Annotated in this window: 10 protein-coding genes; 3 read left to right on the top strand and 7 right to left on the bottom strand. The window is 63.6% G+C overall.

From position 1 onward, the window contains the following. The first annotated feature begins 70 nt into the window (after positions 1 to 70). The 3 genes from AC5RWA_RS02080 (at position 71) to AC5RWA_RS02090 (ending at position 2,940) form a co-directional block, all read left to right on the top strand. On the top strand, positions 71 to 961 hold the full coding sequence (locus AC5RWA_RS02080; RefSeq protein WP_494056350.1) for an AraC family transcriptional regulator: 891 nt from the start codon (positions 71 to 73) through the stop codon (positions 959 to 961). Between the two features lie 128 nt (positions 962 to 1,089). Further along, complete coding sequence (locus AC5RWA_RS02085; protein WP_494056351.1) at positions 1,090 to 2,289, top strand: Fic family protein; 1,200 nt, start codon at positions 1,090 to 1,092, stop codon at positions 2,287 to 2,289. Between the two features lie 54 nt (positions 2,290 to 2,343). After that, complete coding sequence (locus AC5RWA_RS02090; RefSeq protein WP_494056352.1) at positions 2,344 to 2,940, top strand: hypothetical protein; 597 nt, start codon at positions 2,344 to 2,346, stop codon at positions 2,938 to 2,940. 14 nt (positions 2,941 to 2,954) lie between these two features. Here the strand turns inward: AC5RWA_RS02090 and AC5RWA_RS02095 are convergent, their stop codons facing one another. The 7 genes from AC5RWA_RS02095 to AC5RWA_RS02125 form a co-directional block, all read right to left on the bottom strand. Beyond that, on the bottom strand, positions 2,955 to 3,155 hold the full coding sequence (locus AC5RWA_RS02095; protein ID WP_494056353.1) for a DUF2795 domain-containing protein: 201 nt from the start codon (positions 3,153 to 3,155) through the stop codon (positions 2,955 to 2,957). Between the two features lie 1,124 nt (positions 3,156 to 4,279). After that, positions 4,280 to 6,838 (bottom strand): caspase family protein, encoded by a 2,559-nt coding sequence (locus AC5RWA_RS02100; protein ID WP_494056354.1) that lies wholly within the window; start codon positions 6,836 to 6,838, stop codon positions 4,280 to 4,282. Positions 6,839 to 6,859: 21 nt separating this feature from the next. Further along, a complete protein-coding gene (locus AC5RWA_RS02105; protein ID WP_494056355.1) occupies positions 6,860 to 7,549 on the bottom strand; it encodes a M12 family metallopeptidase in 690 nt (229 codons plus the stop codon). Between the two features lie 129 nt (positions 7,550 to 7,678). Next, the gene (locus tag AC5RWA_RS02110) at positions 7,679 to 9,037 is read right to left on the bottom strand and encodes a hypothetical protein (RefSeq protein WP_494056356.1); all 1,359 of its coding nucleotides are present in this window, start codon (positions 9,035 to 9,037) and stop codon (positions 7,679 to 7,681) included. A 45-nt stretch (positions 9,038 to 9,082) separates the two neighbouring features. Further along, positions 9,083 to 11,119, bottom strand: a complete 2,037-nt coding sequence (locus AC5RWA_RS02115; RefSeq protein WP_494056357.1) for a CHAT domain-containing protein — start codon at positions 11,117 to 11,119, stop codon at positions 9,083 to 9,085. 33 nt (positions 11,120 to 11,152) lie between these two features. Next, a complete protein-coding gene (locus tag AC5RWA_RS02120; RefSeq protein ID WP_494056358.1) occupies positions 11,153 to 13,204 on the bottom strand; it encodes a DNA/RNA non-specific endonuclease in 2,052 nt (683 codons plus the stop codon). 75 nt (positions 13,205 to 13,279) lie between these two features. Further along, a complete protein-coding gene (locus AC5RWA_RS02125; protein WP_494056359.1) occupies positions 13,280 to 14,119 on the bottom strand; it encodes a M28 family metallopeptidase in 840 nt (279 codons plus the stop codon). Between the last annotated feature and the right edge of the window lie 134 nt (positions 14,120 to 14,253).

Raw genomic sequence — 14,253 nt, forward strand, 5'->3', positions numbered from 1 at the left:
GATTGTCGGACCCGGCCGGGCGGCGCATGGCTAACGTGGAGCCGACAACGAAACGCAGGGAGGGCAGCAGGTGGATCTCTGGAACAGGGCGATCGAGCACATCGAGCAGCAGATCTCCGACGGTGCAGGGTACCGCTCTGCCGGTGAGGTGGATGTGGCTGCGCTGGCGCGGATCACCCTGACGTCGGAGTACCACTTCCGGCGGATGTTCTCGGTGCTGGCCGGAATGCCGGTCTCGGAATACATCCGGCGGCGGCGCATGACAGCCGCGGCCTCCGCCGTGGTTTCAGGTGATGAGCCGCTGCAGGACGTTGCCGTGCGCTTCGCCTACGCCTCGGCCGACGCCTTCAGCAGGGCTTTCCGGGCCGTGCACGGCGTAAATCCGGCCGAGGCTCGCCGCTCCGGCGCCGTGCTGCGCTCGCAGCCCCCGCTGCGCTTCTCCCTCTCAGTGAAAGGAACACAACAGATGGACTACCGGCTGCAGAACGAGGACGCATTCACGCTTGTGGGCCGGCGGCGGAGGATGCCGCTGGTTTACCACGGTCCCAATCCGGCCTTGGAGCAGTTCCGTGAAGAACTGGGCCTGGAGGTGCTCAGGGAGATCAGCAGCCTGTCCACCAGGTCCCCGCGCGGTGTGCTGGCCGTGAGCACGGATTTCGCTGAGGACCGGGCGGACGGGAGTACCTTCGAGTACTGGCTTGCGGCAGCCACCGATGAAGCTCCGGCGGCGGGCAGCGGGCACGAGTCACTCAATGTTCCGCCGCACCAGTGGTTGGTGCTGGAGTCGCAGGGCATGGAAACGGAGGAGGTCCAGCAGTTGTGGGCAAAGGCGTACGGCGAATGGTTCCCGGCCAACCCTTACGAGCCGCTCGCGGAACCGGAGCTGCTGGCGACGGTCTTCGACCAGGAGGGGAAGCCGGACCACATGGAGCTGTGGCTGGCGGTGTCGGCTACGGGCTGAGCCGGCGCCTGCTCTCCCGAGTGAAATTGAAAAGATCCGCACCGGATCTTTTCACTTTTGCACATAGGTGAAATAGTTGTGCTGGAAGTCTTTCAGTTCCAACCACCGGTTCACGTCGAGGAGCAGTGATGGAGCAGCCCCGCTCGGCCACCCGATGGCCGCCGCTGGACTGGGAGCGGCTCATCTGGGAGGTCAAGGCCGGGATGGGGCCTCGTTCCATGACCGAATCGCCCTACGTGCCTTACAAGGCAGCGATCCCGCCCTTCATTAGGGACAACGTCTATATCGCCTCGAGTGAAGTGACGGCTGCGGCCGAAGATGCGGCGTTGGCCATCCGCGACTTTGACCACGAGTTTGGTTCCGACATCGCGCCGTTTTCGGCCATCCTGCTGCGGACCGAATCAGTCTCCTCATCCCAGATCGAAGATGTGACCGCCAACGCCCGGAGCATCGAGATGGCAGTGCTTGGGGACGACTCCAAGCGAAACGCCACCCTGGTTGTGGACAACGTGGCGGCCATGAACGCTGCCCTTGCCGCCGCTGATGCTTTGGATACGGCAGCCGTCCTGGAAATGCACAGGGCACTCATGAAGCATGCCGACCCGAAGGGCGCGGGTACCTGGCGTAGTGAGCCTGTCTGGATCGGCAGGTCCAGTTCGAGTCCGGTAGGAGCGGACTTCGTCGCTCCCGATGCCAAGCGCGTGCCGGCACTCATGGACGATCTCATGGCCTATGCCGAACGGAACGATGTCCAGGTCCTGTCCCAAGCGGCAATCGCCCATGCCCAGTTTGAAACTATCCACCCTTTTACCGACGGCAATGGCAGGACCGGCCGGGCGCTGATGCACGCCATGTTGCGGAACAAGGGCCTCACAAGGGCGGTGACCGTCCCAGTCTCGGCCGGGCTGCTGAATGACGTCAGGGGATACCACGATGCACTGACCGCTTACCGGGAAGGGGACCCCGGCAGGATCATCCTGCTCACCTCGGAAGCCACGTTCCGCGCTATTGACAACGGCCGCCGGCTCGCCGGAGACATCACGGCGGCAAGGGCCCGCTGGAAGGACGTCATCACGGCCCGCAAGGACGCGGCCGCGTGGAAGATTGCGGACCTGTTAGCCCGCCAGCCTGTCGTCAACGCCAAACTGTTGGAAGACCGTTTGGGGCTGTCGGGCCCGACGATCTGGCGCCAGATGCAGGTCCTGGAGGAGGCTGGCGTGGTGCAGGGCTTTGACAAGTTCAAGCGCGGCCGGCACTGGAGAAGCGATGAGGTCCTGGCTGCGCTGGATGCGTTTGCCGCACGGTCCGGGAGGCGCGCCCGTAGCTGAGCCTCACAGGTAGGGGTGTTATGTTCATCCATAACTGCGAGACAGGGGGGCCGCATGGGCCGACGAGTCCTTCCGCTGGCGGGCGTGCTCGCGTTGGTTCTGGCTGCCGGCGCGTGTACAGAGCAGGAGCCCCCGCCACCTCCCGAGGACACGGTGGGTGAGCAGGTGTACATCACGGCCTACACCTGGTTCGACAACACCCCGCCCGGATCACCCATCATCAGCCACCCGGTCCTGCATAAGACGGCCGGCGGGACCGGAACCTACGAGGATCCGGTGACCATCGCCGTCGGGCATTCAAAGGAGACGGGGAAGGACGTTCTGGACTACCCGGCCGGGACCCGCATCTACCTGCCCAACGTGCGCCGGTACTTCATCGTGGAGGACACCTGCGGGGACGGTGACGCGCCCGAGGAAGGTCCCTGCCACACCGGGGCGGAGGAGTTTGGGGAGGCCTCCATTTGGCTCGACATCTGGATCGGCGGCGAGGACGAAGGCGCGGAGTTTGCCCGCCGCTGCACCAGGGAAGTCACGGGCGTCCAGACAGCGGTCTTTGACCCTGCTGACAACTACGTGGTGGCCGCAGGCGACGGCGTCATCCACGACGGCGAGTGCGACTCCGGCTACGGAAACGAACTGGTCACCAGGTGATTTTCGCCGGCTGTTCAGGAGTTGCTGCCGGACACCGCTGAGCTGACGGCCGTTGGGCTGTCGTATTCCTTGTCGGGGATGGCCTCAAGGGCCTGAATCACGTTGTTGTCGGCGCCGGAGTCCTTTGCCTTGGACAGCAACGTGTCGCGGCTGGCGGGGTAGTCCACGCCGCCCAGGAACTTCTGAATCTGAATCGGGTTCGGAGTTTCGGCCATGGTTTCGGTTCCCTTCCATTTGTCAGCTCTTGATGTCGGCGGCTCCTCCGCTGGCGCGGCGGGCCACACAGGAGTTCATCCTAGGCATGGACGTTCTCACAGGGAAAGGGGGAGTCGTCCTGGAAGCGGCCCGGGCCGTGCTCGCATAAGGGCAGACGGCGGTTCATAGCCACCATTGCCGCACGGATAGCAAGTGTGCTTACTATTTAGTATTCACCGTAGTCACAACCGAAGGATCGGCGCCATGAAGAAACTGCTTTTTGCTTTGCTTCCCATCGTCATCAAGCGCGTACTGCAGGCCAGGAAGGCTCGGCAGGCCCCCACTGCGCATCGCCGTCCGCCTCGAAACCGCTACTGAAGCCTCGAGTAAGCGCAGGCTGCGTCCGCGGGGAAGGGGGTATCGCCCAAAGTCGGCTGCGCATATTCAATGGCGACATCCAAATTCCGAGCCACTCTAGCGTATTAGGGAAGCCGCCGGTGCCCTGGGCCTGAATCCTGGCTAAGTCGCGGGACCTGCAGCCCACTGACCGTCCTGAAACGGAATTCATCCGCGAGGACGATGTGTAGCTTAACGTCCTCAACAGCACCGGTGACGTTCGTGTGTGGTGGCCGGCGTGCCCGGGATTCTTCTCCGGGTATGTAGTGACGTGTCGGTTCGACGACGGCGGCAGGTGCCCGGTCCGGCTTTGACCATGTCCGGACGAGGAAGTCGAGGGCGAGTGCCGATGGGGCACCCGCGGAAGCGACACGGGCAATGGGCCACCACGTACCGGCACTTCGGCGGATGCCAGGAATGAAGTGATGCGGGGGTAGCGTGACCCGGGCAGTTGGTTCTATGAGGGGTTCACCGACGGGATGTCCGGTGAGGACATCCACCAGGGCTCCGCTTAGGCCGTACGCCAGCACGGCAACCTCGGCGGGAGCAGAATCGGAATTGCACAGAAGAGCGATCCAAAATGCTTCGCCTTGCGGAGATGGGACGGTGAGCCGGGCGGGCCCGGAAACATAAAGCGGCAAGGCGCCGCGGCTGGCAGGTAGAACCGAAAGGGATCCTGAAGCGGGGTAAGGGAAGCGCTGAAACGAAACAGAGAGGCCTTTCGTGATCTCGAATTCGTACACAAGTCCTACTGTCCCGGGCCACGGGAATCCGTCCCGCGCCAAATATCATCCAGTGCCCCGGCGGGTATGCCAAGGCGACGGGCATCATTCCGCACTGTGTCCGGTATTGGGGGTGGGGGACTGCCGGCAGGGCTGGGCATTGCCGCTGGTGGCGGCGTTCCCCCGGTAGGGCTGGGCATTGCCGCTGGTGGCTGCGACCCGTACACAGTTTTCCACTGATCGAGTTGTTGCGCGTGGGCGGCGCGGCTGGCCTCGTCGGTGGCCCACACGAAGTATGGCCCAATGCTCCGGTTCGCGTGGACCCGCGACCAGAGATCCGGAGGAACGAGGTCCGGGTTGTCGTAGCTGGCCTCTACGATAAGCTTCCAGCTGCGGCTGAACATCGGAGGTGCGGTGAAGGGCTTGTTTGGACGTACAGCCTGATCTGAAGACCGCAGGGCAAGGGCTTCGACGTCGGGATGCCAGATTTGGACCAGCCCGCGCAGCCGGACAACTGCAGCAGTGAAGACATCTGCCAGTGCCGGATCCGGGCGGACGCCCGCCTCCATGGCCATCAGCAGCAGGTGTCCCCCAATGATCCCCGCAACCGGATCATCAAACTCTTCAAGCAGCAGTTTTTGCAGTTTGGTGCCGCGCGCATCCGCGAGCAGGTTGCGGCCTTGGGTGAAAGCAATCCGGGCAGCCTCAATCACCGCATCCTGACCTGCCTGTGGAAGTTCACCCTCAGCTGTAGTGGACAGTGCATAGGATTCCTCCACGGCCTCCTGCCCGGATGGCCCCGGCAGCTTCCGGAGGTCGCGCATGAAGATGGCTGCGTCTCCTGACGGCACCACCATCTTGCCCATCGACCGCCCAACAAGCGGTATGGGACGCCTGATGGCGACCTGGGTAAGCCATCCGGGAGCGGCAACAATGCTTGCTTCGAGTTGCCCGGCCGGTGGGGATGCGATTCCCAGGAAATAGACGCCGGGCTCAACCTGCCGATCCCACACCGCCACCCGGTCACGGGGGGATTTGTCATCGAACCGGCACTCTTCCGACATCCGTGCCAAGAGCTGTCCATCACGGCGGAAGATATCCAACCCCTGCATAGGATGCAAGGAACGGGTCCGGGCCGTTGTTGGCAATTCGTCCGACCAGTAGCGGGAGAGTACGGAGATTTGTGCGCTGTCGGTCCTCCTGTCCGCAAAGACACCCCTGCCCGAGGCAGCCTCAGCGAACGGCCGGACGTGAGACTCGTGTGTGAAGGCGCTTCCCGGGATCGGAGCGGGGGATGGCAGCGCCCGCGCCGCCATACTGTCCCGAACCGTGTCCCGGTCAAGGACAAGAATCTCCTCCTTGATCGTCCCTAGGTCCCGTCCAATTTGCGTCCGTAGTTTGTAAACTCCCGGAAGGTCACTTTCATGCAGCTCTCCGGTCGACGTGTACACCTTCACGAAATTGTGGTCCATGACAGTGACTGATGCAGCCGCGTTCTGAGCCACAATATCCAGCTTGAACTGCCCGGCATGGGACGCCTCAGTAACTGTGGGCCCCAGGTCGGTGACCTGGCAAGCCACCATGCCTGTCCCGGTCACCTGGAAGCCGTGGCGGAGTCCCGCGTCCGCGACTTCCGCGACATAAAGGCCTCGAACCAATGAGCCGGCCCACTCCGTGTCCTTCAGGATTTCCTCGACAACCGGCCTGTGGGGTCTTCCTGTCCAGACCCTCAGTCGCTTCCCCACGGCGGACGGCGGGAAGGTGAGGCGGACGGGGTACGTGGGCTGGGCCGGGAGGCGCTTAAAAACGATGTTGCCACCGGCGCGCACGGAAGCCTGGAGGTCCACGCTGTTGGCTGCCTTGACCTTGTCCGGAAGATATTCCGGCATCACGGTATGCAGGAAATTCTTGAGGCTTTCAGCGGTGACGCGGCCCCGGTCATCTGAAGCCCCTCCGCGGAGGCCCTGAAGCAGCGTCCAGGTGAACACTCCGTGCACCAGGCCGTCCGCCATCTCACCCTCGATGGCACTCTTCGTCTCGGCGGCGGTAGCGACGAATTCCGGGCCCGGGGTTCCAAGCCCGAATTCCGGCCGCATGTTCACTGGGCGGACTGGAATGGACTGCTGGTTGTTCATGCAGCAGTCCATCCACAGGACATATTCCCTAAACCGCTGGGCCGTGCGGAACCATTTCAACCAGCCGTGCGCGTAGACGTAGGACATGCTCACATGGGACGCATCGGCAGTGAAGAGCGCGCCCTCTTGCATCACAGGGGAAAAGCCATGCCCGGAAAAGTACAGGTAGAGCCTTCCTCCTGTTCCGTCGCGGGTTTGCGCCTCCACCCATTTGAGGGCACGTTCCACTGCAGCTTCGGCCGGCTGCGGATCGATTGGATCCGGGGGGACGAAATCAGAGGACCTGATCACCTTCACGTTCCTGGCATCCAACCCACCCCCGGCAGGGTCCACCAGCCACTCCAATACAGCCGTTGCGTCGTTGTTGGGTCCGTCCAGGTCAGAGGCAATTCCTGCGGCGGACAGCTCGGGGTACTGTGCCACACCGACGACGACGGCGTAGTCCGCCATGGTTGAACTCCTGCCTCCAGGTCACCACGGGTAGGCGGTGCGGATGAATTCCTTGTCCGTACTGGAGAGTTCTTTGTTCAGTCCAGCAGAGAACCCGTCCGTGGTCCACGAGGCAGGAATCGGGTACAACATGATCGATTCCGGGTCCGTGGACGTGCTTTCAACCCCGGATGGGTCGTAAATCTTGAAGATGTTGTTCTCGATGACGTCGATGCTCCAGGAATTCGGGGGTTTTGAGAGGTCGGCGATGACCGCAGCCTTGTTCCAGGCGATGGGCTTGTTTGGGTTTTGATGCTCGTGGATGAGGCCGAGGGCATGCCCAAATTCGTGCAGAACGACGCGCCTCAGTTCGTCGTCCGTTGAGCCGGGCGTCAGCCAGCCGTAATTCATCGTGGGCTCCGATTCGGCAATCTGCTGCGCGTCGGTGCCAAGATAGGACCACGAGCCGTTGCCCTGTTCGAAGGCGATGCGGATATCAGGTGTCGAGCCATTCACGAAGTCCAGTCCAAGGTGTGCCATCTGCGGCCCGGTCCATTCCTGGGCAACGCCCTGGACGCGCCGCTGCAGTTCGGGGTCGCCGCCCAGGAAACCTACCTTGATCCTGGCGCCGGACGGCCACTTCGACTGGTTCAGCAGCGCCGCTCTTTCCTTGCTGGAATGCGCTGGGGCTGTAGGAACGGAGCAGTAGTAGCTCTTGTTCTCCTCGACCATCTCTTTCTCCTCTGTGCCAGGCTGCCGCGAGCCTTGGTTGACAAGCAAAACATTCCTACGCCTGCTGGCGTTACTGCACCGTTACTGCCACACTGCTGGGGCCGTGATGGGGCCCGGAAAATCTTGAACTCATTTCCTTGCCAGGGCGGCTTGCCATGCCAAGGCGGCTACGGCCGGATGCGTGATGTCGCTGTGGGCGCCGCCCGCACCGCTGACCCTGCTGATAACCGTCGATGCGTCAACGTTGTAGACCCCTCCGGGCCGGAATCCGTAATCGGTGTTTTCATCGCCTATTGCAGCGTCGGCGGCGTCGTCCAGGCCTTGAATGCCGAAAGCGCCCAGGCCGCCATACCGCGGGAGGTCCCCGAGCAGGACCTGCCCAGCTATTCCAGCGCCCAGGGGATAAAAACGTCCAACCGCGTAGTCGAACGTGGACCGGGTTGTAACAATGGGCCCACTGACCATCTCCTCGCGCACGATCCGGTGGAAATGCCCGGGCTCCACCTCATCAGGCACCGCCCGCGCGTAAGCCCACAGTGACAAGGCCCCCTGCACCAGGAACAGCGAATCCACAGGGCGGGCCGCAGGGGACCCCTTCGCTCCTGCCACCGCCGCGCTGACTACGATGCAGCCAAAGCTATGGCCCATGAGGTGGAACCGCACGTTTTCATCAGCCGCATCCTGCAGCCCCCGCAGCAGGAGGGCTGCGCCGTTTTCGCCGAATGTGAGGGCACGTGCCTTCATTGTCCAAAATGACAGCTGACGGAAAGGTGCCAGGATGGCGTCCCTTATCCGGTCAAGATTGAAGCCGCCACCAAGGAGCCCTTCCTCACCGGGGGCGTCTGCGAGCTTGGCAGTGTCGTCGAGCGCATGCTGGAACGCCTTCTCCGGATCCCACTGATCAGCGGGAGCGTGGTCCTCGTCCGGTACGTCGCCCAATTGCAACTCGCGGGAGAGCATGCGGTAGGCGGCCTGCACATCATCGGGCAAATGCTCGTCGTTGCCATGGTCCGTAACGGCTTCAAAAATGGTGCGAAGGGCGGCCCGGGTGCCGGGCGTGTCGGTAAGAATGCCGGCATATTTGTCCACTGCATCGTCCACCGTGATGGCATCCGACGACGGTGCTGATTCCTCTCCCAGCATCCCGCCAGGCTGCCCCGCAATGATCGTGTCGTCACCCCAGGCCTTGCTCGGCCAGTGCACGCCGATAATGAGGGGACGGAAAGGGCGTCCGATGTCGGAAGGCCGGGTAGACCTGGTCGTTGACACCCATGCGTCGTACTGCCTTATGGCGCCCTCGGTGTCGGAGTTCCAGCCGTGGCTCAGGAGGAAAACGTCGGTGATGCCGGCTCCGGGGGACGCGAGTTCAGCGCGGACAGCTTCGCTTCCGAGTGCGTTCCCGTTGTCCCTGATTTCAGCGCCGTGCTTATCAAAGTGAAGGAGGTGGTACGCGAGGTCCGGCTGGTTGGGGATGTGCCTGATTACCATGAGGTGTCCTTTCTGAACGTGGTGTGGGGACGCAAGTGGCGGGAATCAATGACCCAGGCGGCTCGTAGCCGGCTGTACCCGCGTGTCGCCGTCGCAGTGCACGCCATAGATGAGGCCAAGCGGGTTGCCGTGCTGCTCGAAGAATTCGCGCCTCATCCGGAGGAAGACCTGTCCGAGGGAGCCGCCGTCCAGGAACTGGTCAAAAAAGGTCCGGGCCCATTCCGCGGCGAACAGGGCCGGCGTCTTGCACTCCGTTCCAATCACGCCGCGCGCGCCCTTCGCCATGAAGTAGGGCACGAAACCGTCGTAGAACATGGGCGATAGTTCGGCCGATTCACAGGCGTTAATGAATACCAGCGGGTTTCCCGCAAGTTGCACGGTGGTGGGCGCTTCCAGGTTCAGGTCCCCGAGGGTGACGCGTTCATCCCCGGACAGCACAAGGTAGGAGGCATCAGGGCCGTCGCCTGTAAGGCCCGCCGCCACAGCATGGCAGTAAACGTAAAGGATCTGGTCCGGAGTCGCTCCGTCCTTTAAGGCATTCACCAGCTCGACGCGCTTGGTGCGGCTGACAACGTTAACGGGCGGTGTGAAGTCGGCGATGCCGCCCCAGTAGGAAATTTGGCGGGCGACGAAATCAGCCTCCATCTGTTTGTCGATGCTCTCGTTGAAGTTCACGCTGACCGATAATCCTGCGGTTTCAATGTCGATAATCCCGCTGAGGGTGGTGAGGGTCGTCTGAAGCGGGATCTGCTCGATGACGTGGCTCATTCCGAGGAACCGTTGCCAATCCGTGGCGTCAGCTTTCCATACATCGTCGACGTAGAGGAGTCCCCACGGCACCGGGAAGTCCCGGGTCAGCAGCTGGATCTTCAGAACCTGGTTCTGGCCGGTGGCCTGTTGGCGCAGCCAGTCGCCGAGGCGCCGGGCATCAGCACCACCGGCCGGGTGGTAGAAAATTTTTTGATAGAGGCGGAATCCTTCCCTCGCCAGGAGGCGCAGCGCATCGTCCCGGTCCTCAGCCGGGATGTCGAGCTGGGTGCGGAATGCGCGCTTGCCCACCACGTCCAAAAGCGCCCGGCGCACCTGGTCTATGGCGGATGCCAGCTCCTGCTGCTGGATTGGCAGGTGTACCCGGGCCGCCGTCGCTCCCCACGCAGTGCAGCTGTACCCTCCGCCGGGTGCCGGCTCGATGGCGAAGCCGATGTCGCGTGGTTGCAGGACGGCGGCATCTGCGATGGGCCGTCCCAGCGACGACGATTCAAGGGGATGACCCGCTGCGGCCCCTACATCGATGGTTATCGTCAGCTGCTGCAGGAAGTTTCCCGCATGATGCACCGTTGCTACCAGATGGCAGCGCCCGTTCCTGCGCGGAACGATGTCGAACCTCGCTTTCCCCCTGGCAATACCTGGCCGTCGGAAGCGCAGCGGCCGGCTTGGTTCGAGGACTTCGAAGTCGTCACTGTCCAGCTGCACCGTGAGGATGACCTCGTCCGTGTCCGGGGGGAACAGGAACTTGAACGGCGCGCCGCTGGCGATGACCGAGTGTTTCGCAGCCTGGTCGAGGCTGAAGGCGAGCGTGTAGGTTTCACCGACTGCCAGGGGCTGGGTGGCGTCGACATCCTCAAGTTCCGCGTTGAGCCACGCCTGCACACTGTCCGGCGCCCGGCCCGCGCCGGCGCTGCTGGCGGGTTGTTCCGGGCTGGCGCTGGCCATGTGCTCCGCCGGGCGCGGCGCAGGCTCCGGCTCCAGCCCGCCAAGGAATCCACCGCCGTCGGCCCTGTTGACAACACTGCCGACGGTGCCGCCAGCCTCGACTGGTGCATTCTGCAGAATCCAGTTCTCAAGGCGGCTGGCCAAATCACTGTCCCGCCGCAACGCCGCTTCGAGCGCCTTGCTGAACGCCTCAAAGATGTGCTCGTCGGCCGGCGCCCGCCGGAGTTCTGCCAACAGGGCAGCGAGGAGGCCGTGTTCCTTTGCTGCCGCTTCAACGGCCGCACGGAGGTACGCACTGCTTTGCGCCTCCCTGCGCACGGAGTCGGCGCCAAGCCGTGCCACCTCTTCAATTGCCAGTTGCGGGCTCATGCGCGCCCCTTCTGCTGTCCGGCCTGATTGCCGCTAGCGTCCGACGAACCGGATTTGCCGGACGTCGGTCAATTCGGATACTAGGCCTTCGGTGTCCTCGAAGGGGTCGAGCCCGGCGAGCGGCCCAAACGAGAGTCCGGTGCGGTGCTCAATGGACGCGATGGATCGTTGAGCGGTCTTGTGCTTGCCGAAAACGAATTCCTCTTCACGCAGGAAGTCCGCCTGCGACATCGTGTAGCCCGTGGCACAGAGTTTCCCTGTCTCGTCATGGATGAAGGCGATGACTTTCCAGAACTCGGTGGGAATCCGGACACCGAATTTGACGGGGTCCGCATCCGTCAGGAACGGGCCGGTGAAGACGGAGATCCTCATGTCGTCCTTGCGTGCGTTCTGGAGCGCGTAATTTTCCAGTTCGAGCCAGACCCCGCCGTTGAACGGCTGCATCTGGGGGACCGCGTTGGTGACGTGCATGGAGTCCCCGTTTGCGGTCGCTGCGGAATCCCGCGGACCCCACACCGGGTCTTCCCGCCGGGTCATGTGGCCCCGCGAGAACTTTGGCTCGGCGCCGTAGCACTCTTTGCGGATCTGTGCGCCAAGTGGAATACGCGGATCGGTGCGCCAGCCCACGCGGGGCATAGACACGGAATGCAGCCCGTCGATGTTTACGGCGCTGAACAGGCACAGTCGGCGGCTCCTGCTCATCATTACCGCGAAATGCTCGTACCGCAGCACATCTTCGGTGACGCCGTCGACGTCGAACGTGAGGACATCATCCCGCCGGCCGACGACGGACGGCAGCGGCACAGGAATACCGAGAAATGCTTCCTCGTAGCCCAGGCGGTCCCGGTAGTCGGCCGCAACCGCCTCCGTGAATACTTCGTCGTCGGTATCGATTGTCGATGAGGAACTGTCACTGACCTGACCGCGGTTGTCATCGGCGTCGGGGTACGGGATCCCGGCCTCGACGGTCACCCGAAGCGGGACCACGAACGAGAATTTGGTTTCCGCGCGGGAGCCTGAGGGTGCCTGCTGCGGTGGCGGCGCCGGACTGTCCGGAACCGGTGGCCGGGACGGAACCGACCGGGCGCGGCCGTTCAGGACGTCCTCGAGCCGTTCGGCCACCACGGCGGCCGGCACCGCGAAATTGCTCTGGAGGAAACGGCCCGCGAAATGCAGGCCCACGGCCTCGCCCGTGGCCAGGGACAGCACTGCCGACCCGGAATTCCCGCCCAGGGTGGAACAGTCATGGCGGACCGCCGTCGAGTCCGCACCAATCAGCTGTCCGGGCGCAAGCCGCTTTTTGTTGTAGACGTTGCCGAAGATCTCATCCATCAGCTGCTGGTCCGGAATACGGCTGTCCCGGGCAGGGTAGCCGATTACTGCCACCAGCTCGTCGTCGTCCGGATCGGTGGAGAGCCGAATCGGCGTTGCAAGGGAGTCCGCCCTGGTGGAGGAGACCCGGATGAAGGCCAGATCAGGTCCGTCTGGATCCTCGATGTGCAGGATGCGGTTCAGCCGGAACGTCCGCTCCCTGGTGCTGCCGATTTCTTCCAGGAAGTCGATGGAGGCATTGATCCTGCTGCCGCTGATGCCCTGCTTGAACACGAACGCGGTGCCGTCGTGGCGCCCGAACTCGGCCGCCACATGGCGGTTCGTGACGACCACGTCCGGCTCCACCAGCCAGCCGGTGCCGAGCCAGGCCATGCTGTGTCCCTCCACCTCAATGCGGCCGACGGCGCGCGCGGCGGCGCCCAGGTGCCCTGACGCGTCTCGCAGCCGTGATTCCCAGACGCTGCTTTCCGGATCTGAAAACACGAGTTGGGCCTGGTCATTGACGACGGCCAGCACGGGCCGCCCGGTCCGCAGGACTATGGTTTCCTGCGCGAATTCGGTGCGGCGGACGGTTTCTCCACCAATGTCCATCGTGGCGGCGCGGTCCGGTTGGGCCCCTTCAAGGTCCCCGACGGCCCCTGCCGGGATCGGCGGTGTGGCCGCACGCCGTTCGAGCAATTCCTCGCCCAGCGCTTCATCGCGGCTTTCGATCCGTGCATTGGCCGCCCTAAGGCGGCCGATCAGATCCTCCACTTTCTTGCCTTTCAGATCGATGTAGGGACGGAGGCCTCTCCGGCCTTGTCGGCTCCCTGGACGGCCCTGGGATTTTCAGGCCGATACGCCGAGCGTGGCTGCCACCGCAGCCGTGTTCATGCGGAGGATGCCGGTGGCCACCGAGATATCCAGCCCGCCGAGGGTGTCCCTGGGGGTGTGCTCATCAGTGTTCAACTGGTCCTGGCCCTCGATGGTCAGAACAGCGGGAAGGCCGGCGTCGATAAAGGGGACGTGGTCCGAGGCGAAGGGTTCGAGCGAAACGAACACCTCCAGTTCGGACATGTCATGGGCGGCTTGGGCCAGCGCGTCGATCACGTGTTGGGACACGGTGGCGCCCTCCAACAGGACCGAGGGTGCGGCCGTATTGAGCCGCCCGATCATGTCCATATTGACCACCATGGTGATCCTGGACCGGTCAGCGTCAGTCAGGTTGGCCACATGCAGGCGGCTGCCGTGAAGGCCCTGCTCCTCGCCTCCGAACATCACCAGGCGCAGGTCGTGCCGGGCGGTGGTGGCGGCGAACACGCGTGCGATTTCCAGGACTCCCGCCGCGCCGGAGGCGTTGTCATCTGCCCCCGGGGCCGGGGCATTGACTCCACCGGCCTCGTTGATGGAGTCCAAATGCGCGACGACGTACACAAGTTGCCGCTCATCGTCGGGGGCCGTGCCTGGCTTTTCGGCAACGATATTGAGCGTCCTGCGGGCGCCGACGGCGACAGGTTCCTCGCGGGTGGCGTACCCCAACGAGGCGAGTTGGCCGGCAACCAGCCGTGCCGCCTCAAGGTAGGACGATGAGAACGAATGGCGGGTGGAGTGCGCAGTGAGGTCTTCGAGTGCCCGCCGGTAAGTCTCAGCCGACACCTCACCAACCAGCCCTGTTGCCGATTCAGTCATGCGCCGCGAATTCAACTCCGGTCGCGGCAGCAGCATGGGGCGGGGCCGTTCACTCGCCCCCCGCCGGCAACCTGACCGCGGTGCCTGTACATCCATGGCTCTCCCTTGATGTGCTTTTCAGAAAGTGCGAGGGC

This window comes from Arthrobacter sp. 210 2 (assembly GCF_059093025.1).

What these genes read in the sequence shown, in the direction of transcription:
- AC5RWA_RS02085 (WP_494056351.1), top strand. Translation starts at nt 1,090, where the DNA reads ATGGAGCAGCCCCGCTCGGCCACCCGATGGCCGCCGCTGGACTGGGAG.
- AC5RWA_RS02105 (WP_494056355.1), bottom strand. Translation starts at nt 7,549, where the DNA reads ATGGTCGAGGAGAACAAGAGCTACTACTGCTCCGTTCCTACAGCCCCA.
- AC5RWA_RS02100 (WP_494056354.1), bottom strand. Translation starts at nt 6,838, where the DNA reads ATGGCGGACTACGCCGTCGTCGTCGGTGTGGCACAGTACCCCGAGCTG.
- AC5RWA_RS02095 (WP_494056353.1), bottom strand. Translation starts at nt 3,155, where the DNA reads ATGGCCGAAACTCCGAACCCGATTCAGATTCAGAAGTTCCTGGGCGGC.
- AC5RWA_RS02110 (WP_494056356.1), bottom strand. Translation starts at nt 9,037, where the DNA reads ATGGTAATCAGGCACATCCCCAACCAGCCGGACCTCGCGTACCACCTC.
- AC5RWA_RS02115 (WP_494056357.1), bottom strand. Translation starts at nt 11,119, where the DNA reads ATGAGCCCGCAACTGGCAATTGAAGAGGTGGCACGGCTTGGCGCCGAC.
- AC5RWA_RS02090 (WP_494056352.1), top strand. Translation starts at nt 2,344, where the DNA reads ATGGGCCGACGAGTCCTTCCGCTGGCGGGCGTGCTCGCGTTGGTTCTG.
- AC5RWA_RS02125 (WP_494056359.1), bottom strand. Translation starts at nt 14,119, where the DNA reads ATGACTGAATCGGCAACAGGGCTGGTTGGTGAGGTGTCGGCTGAGACT.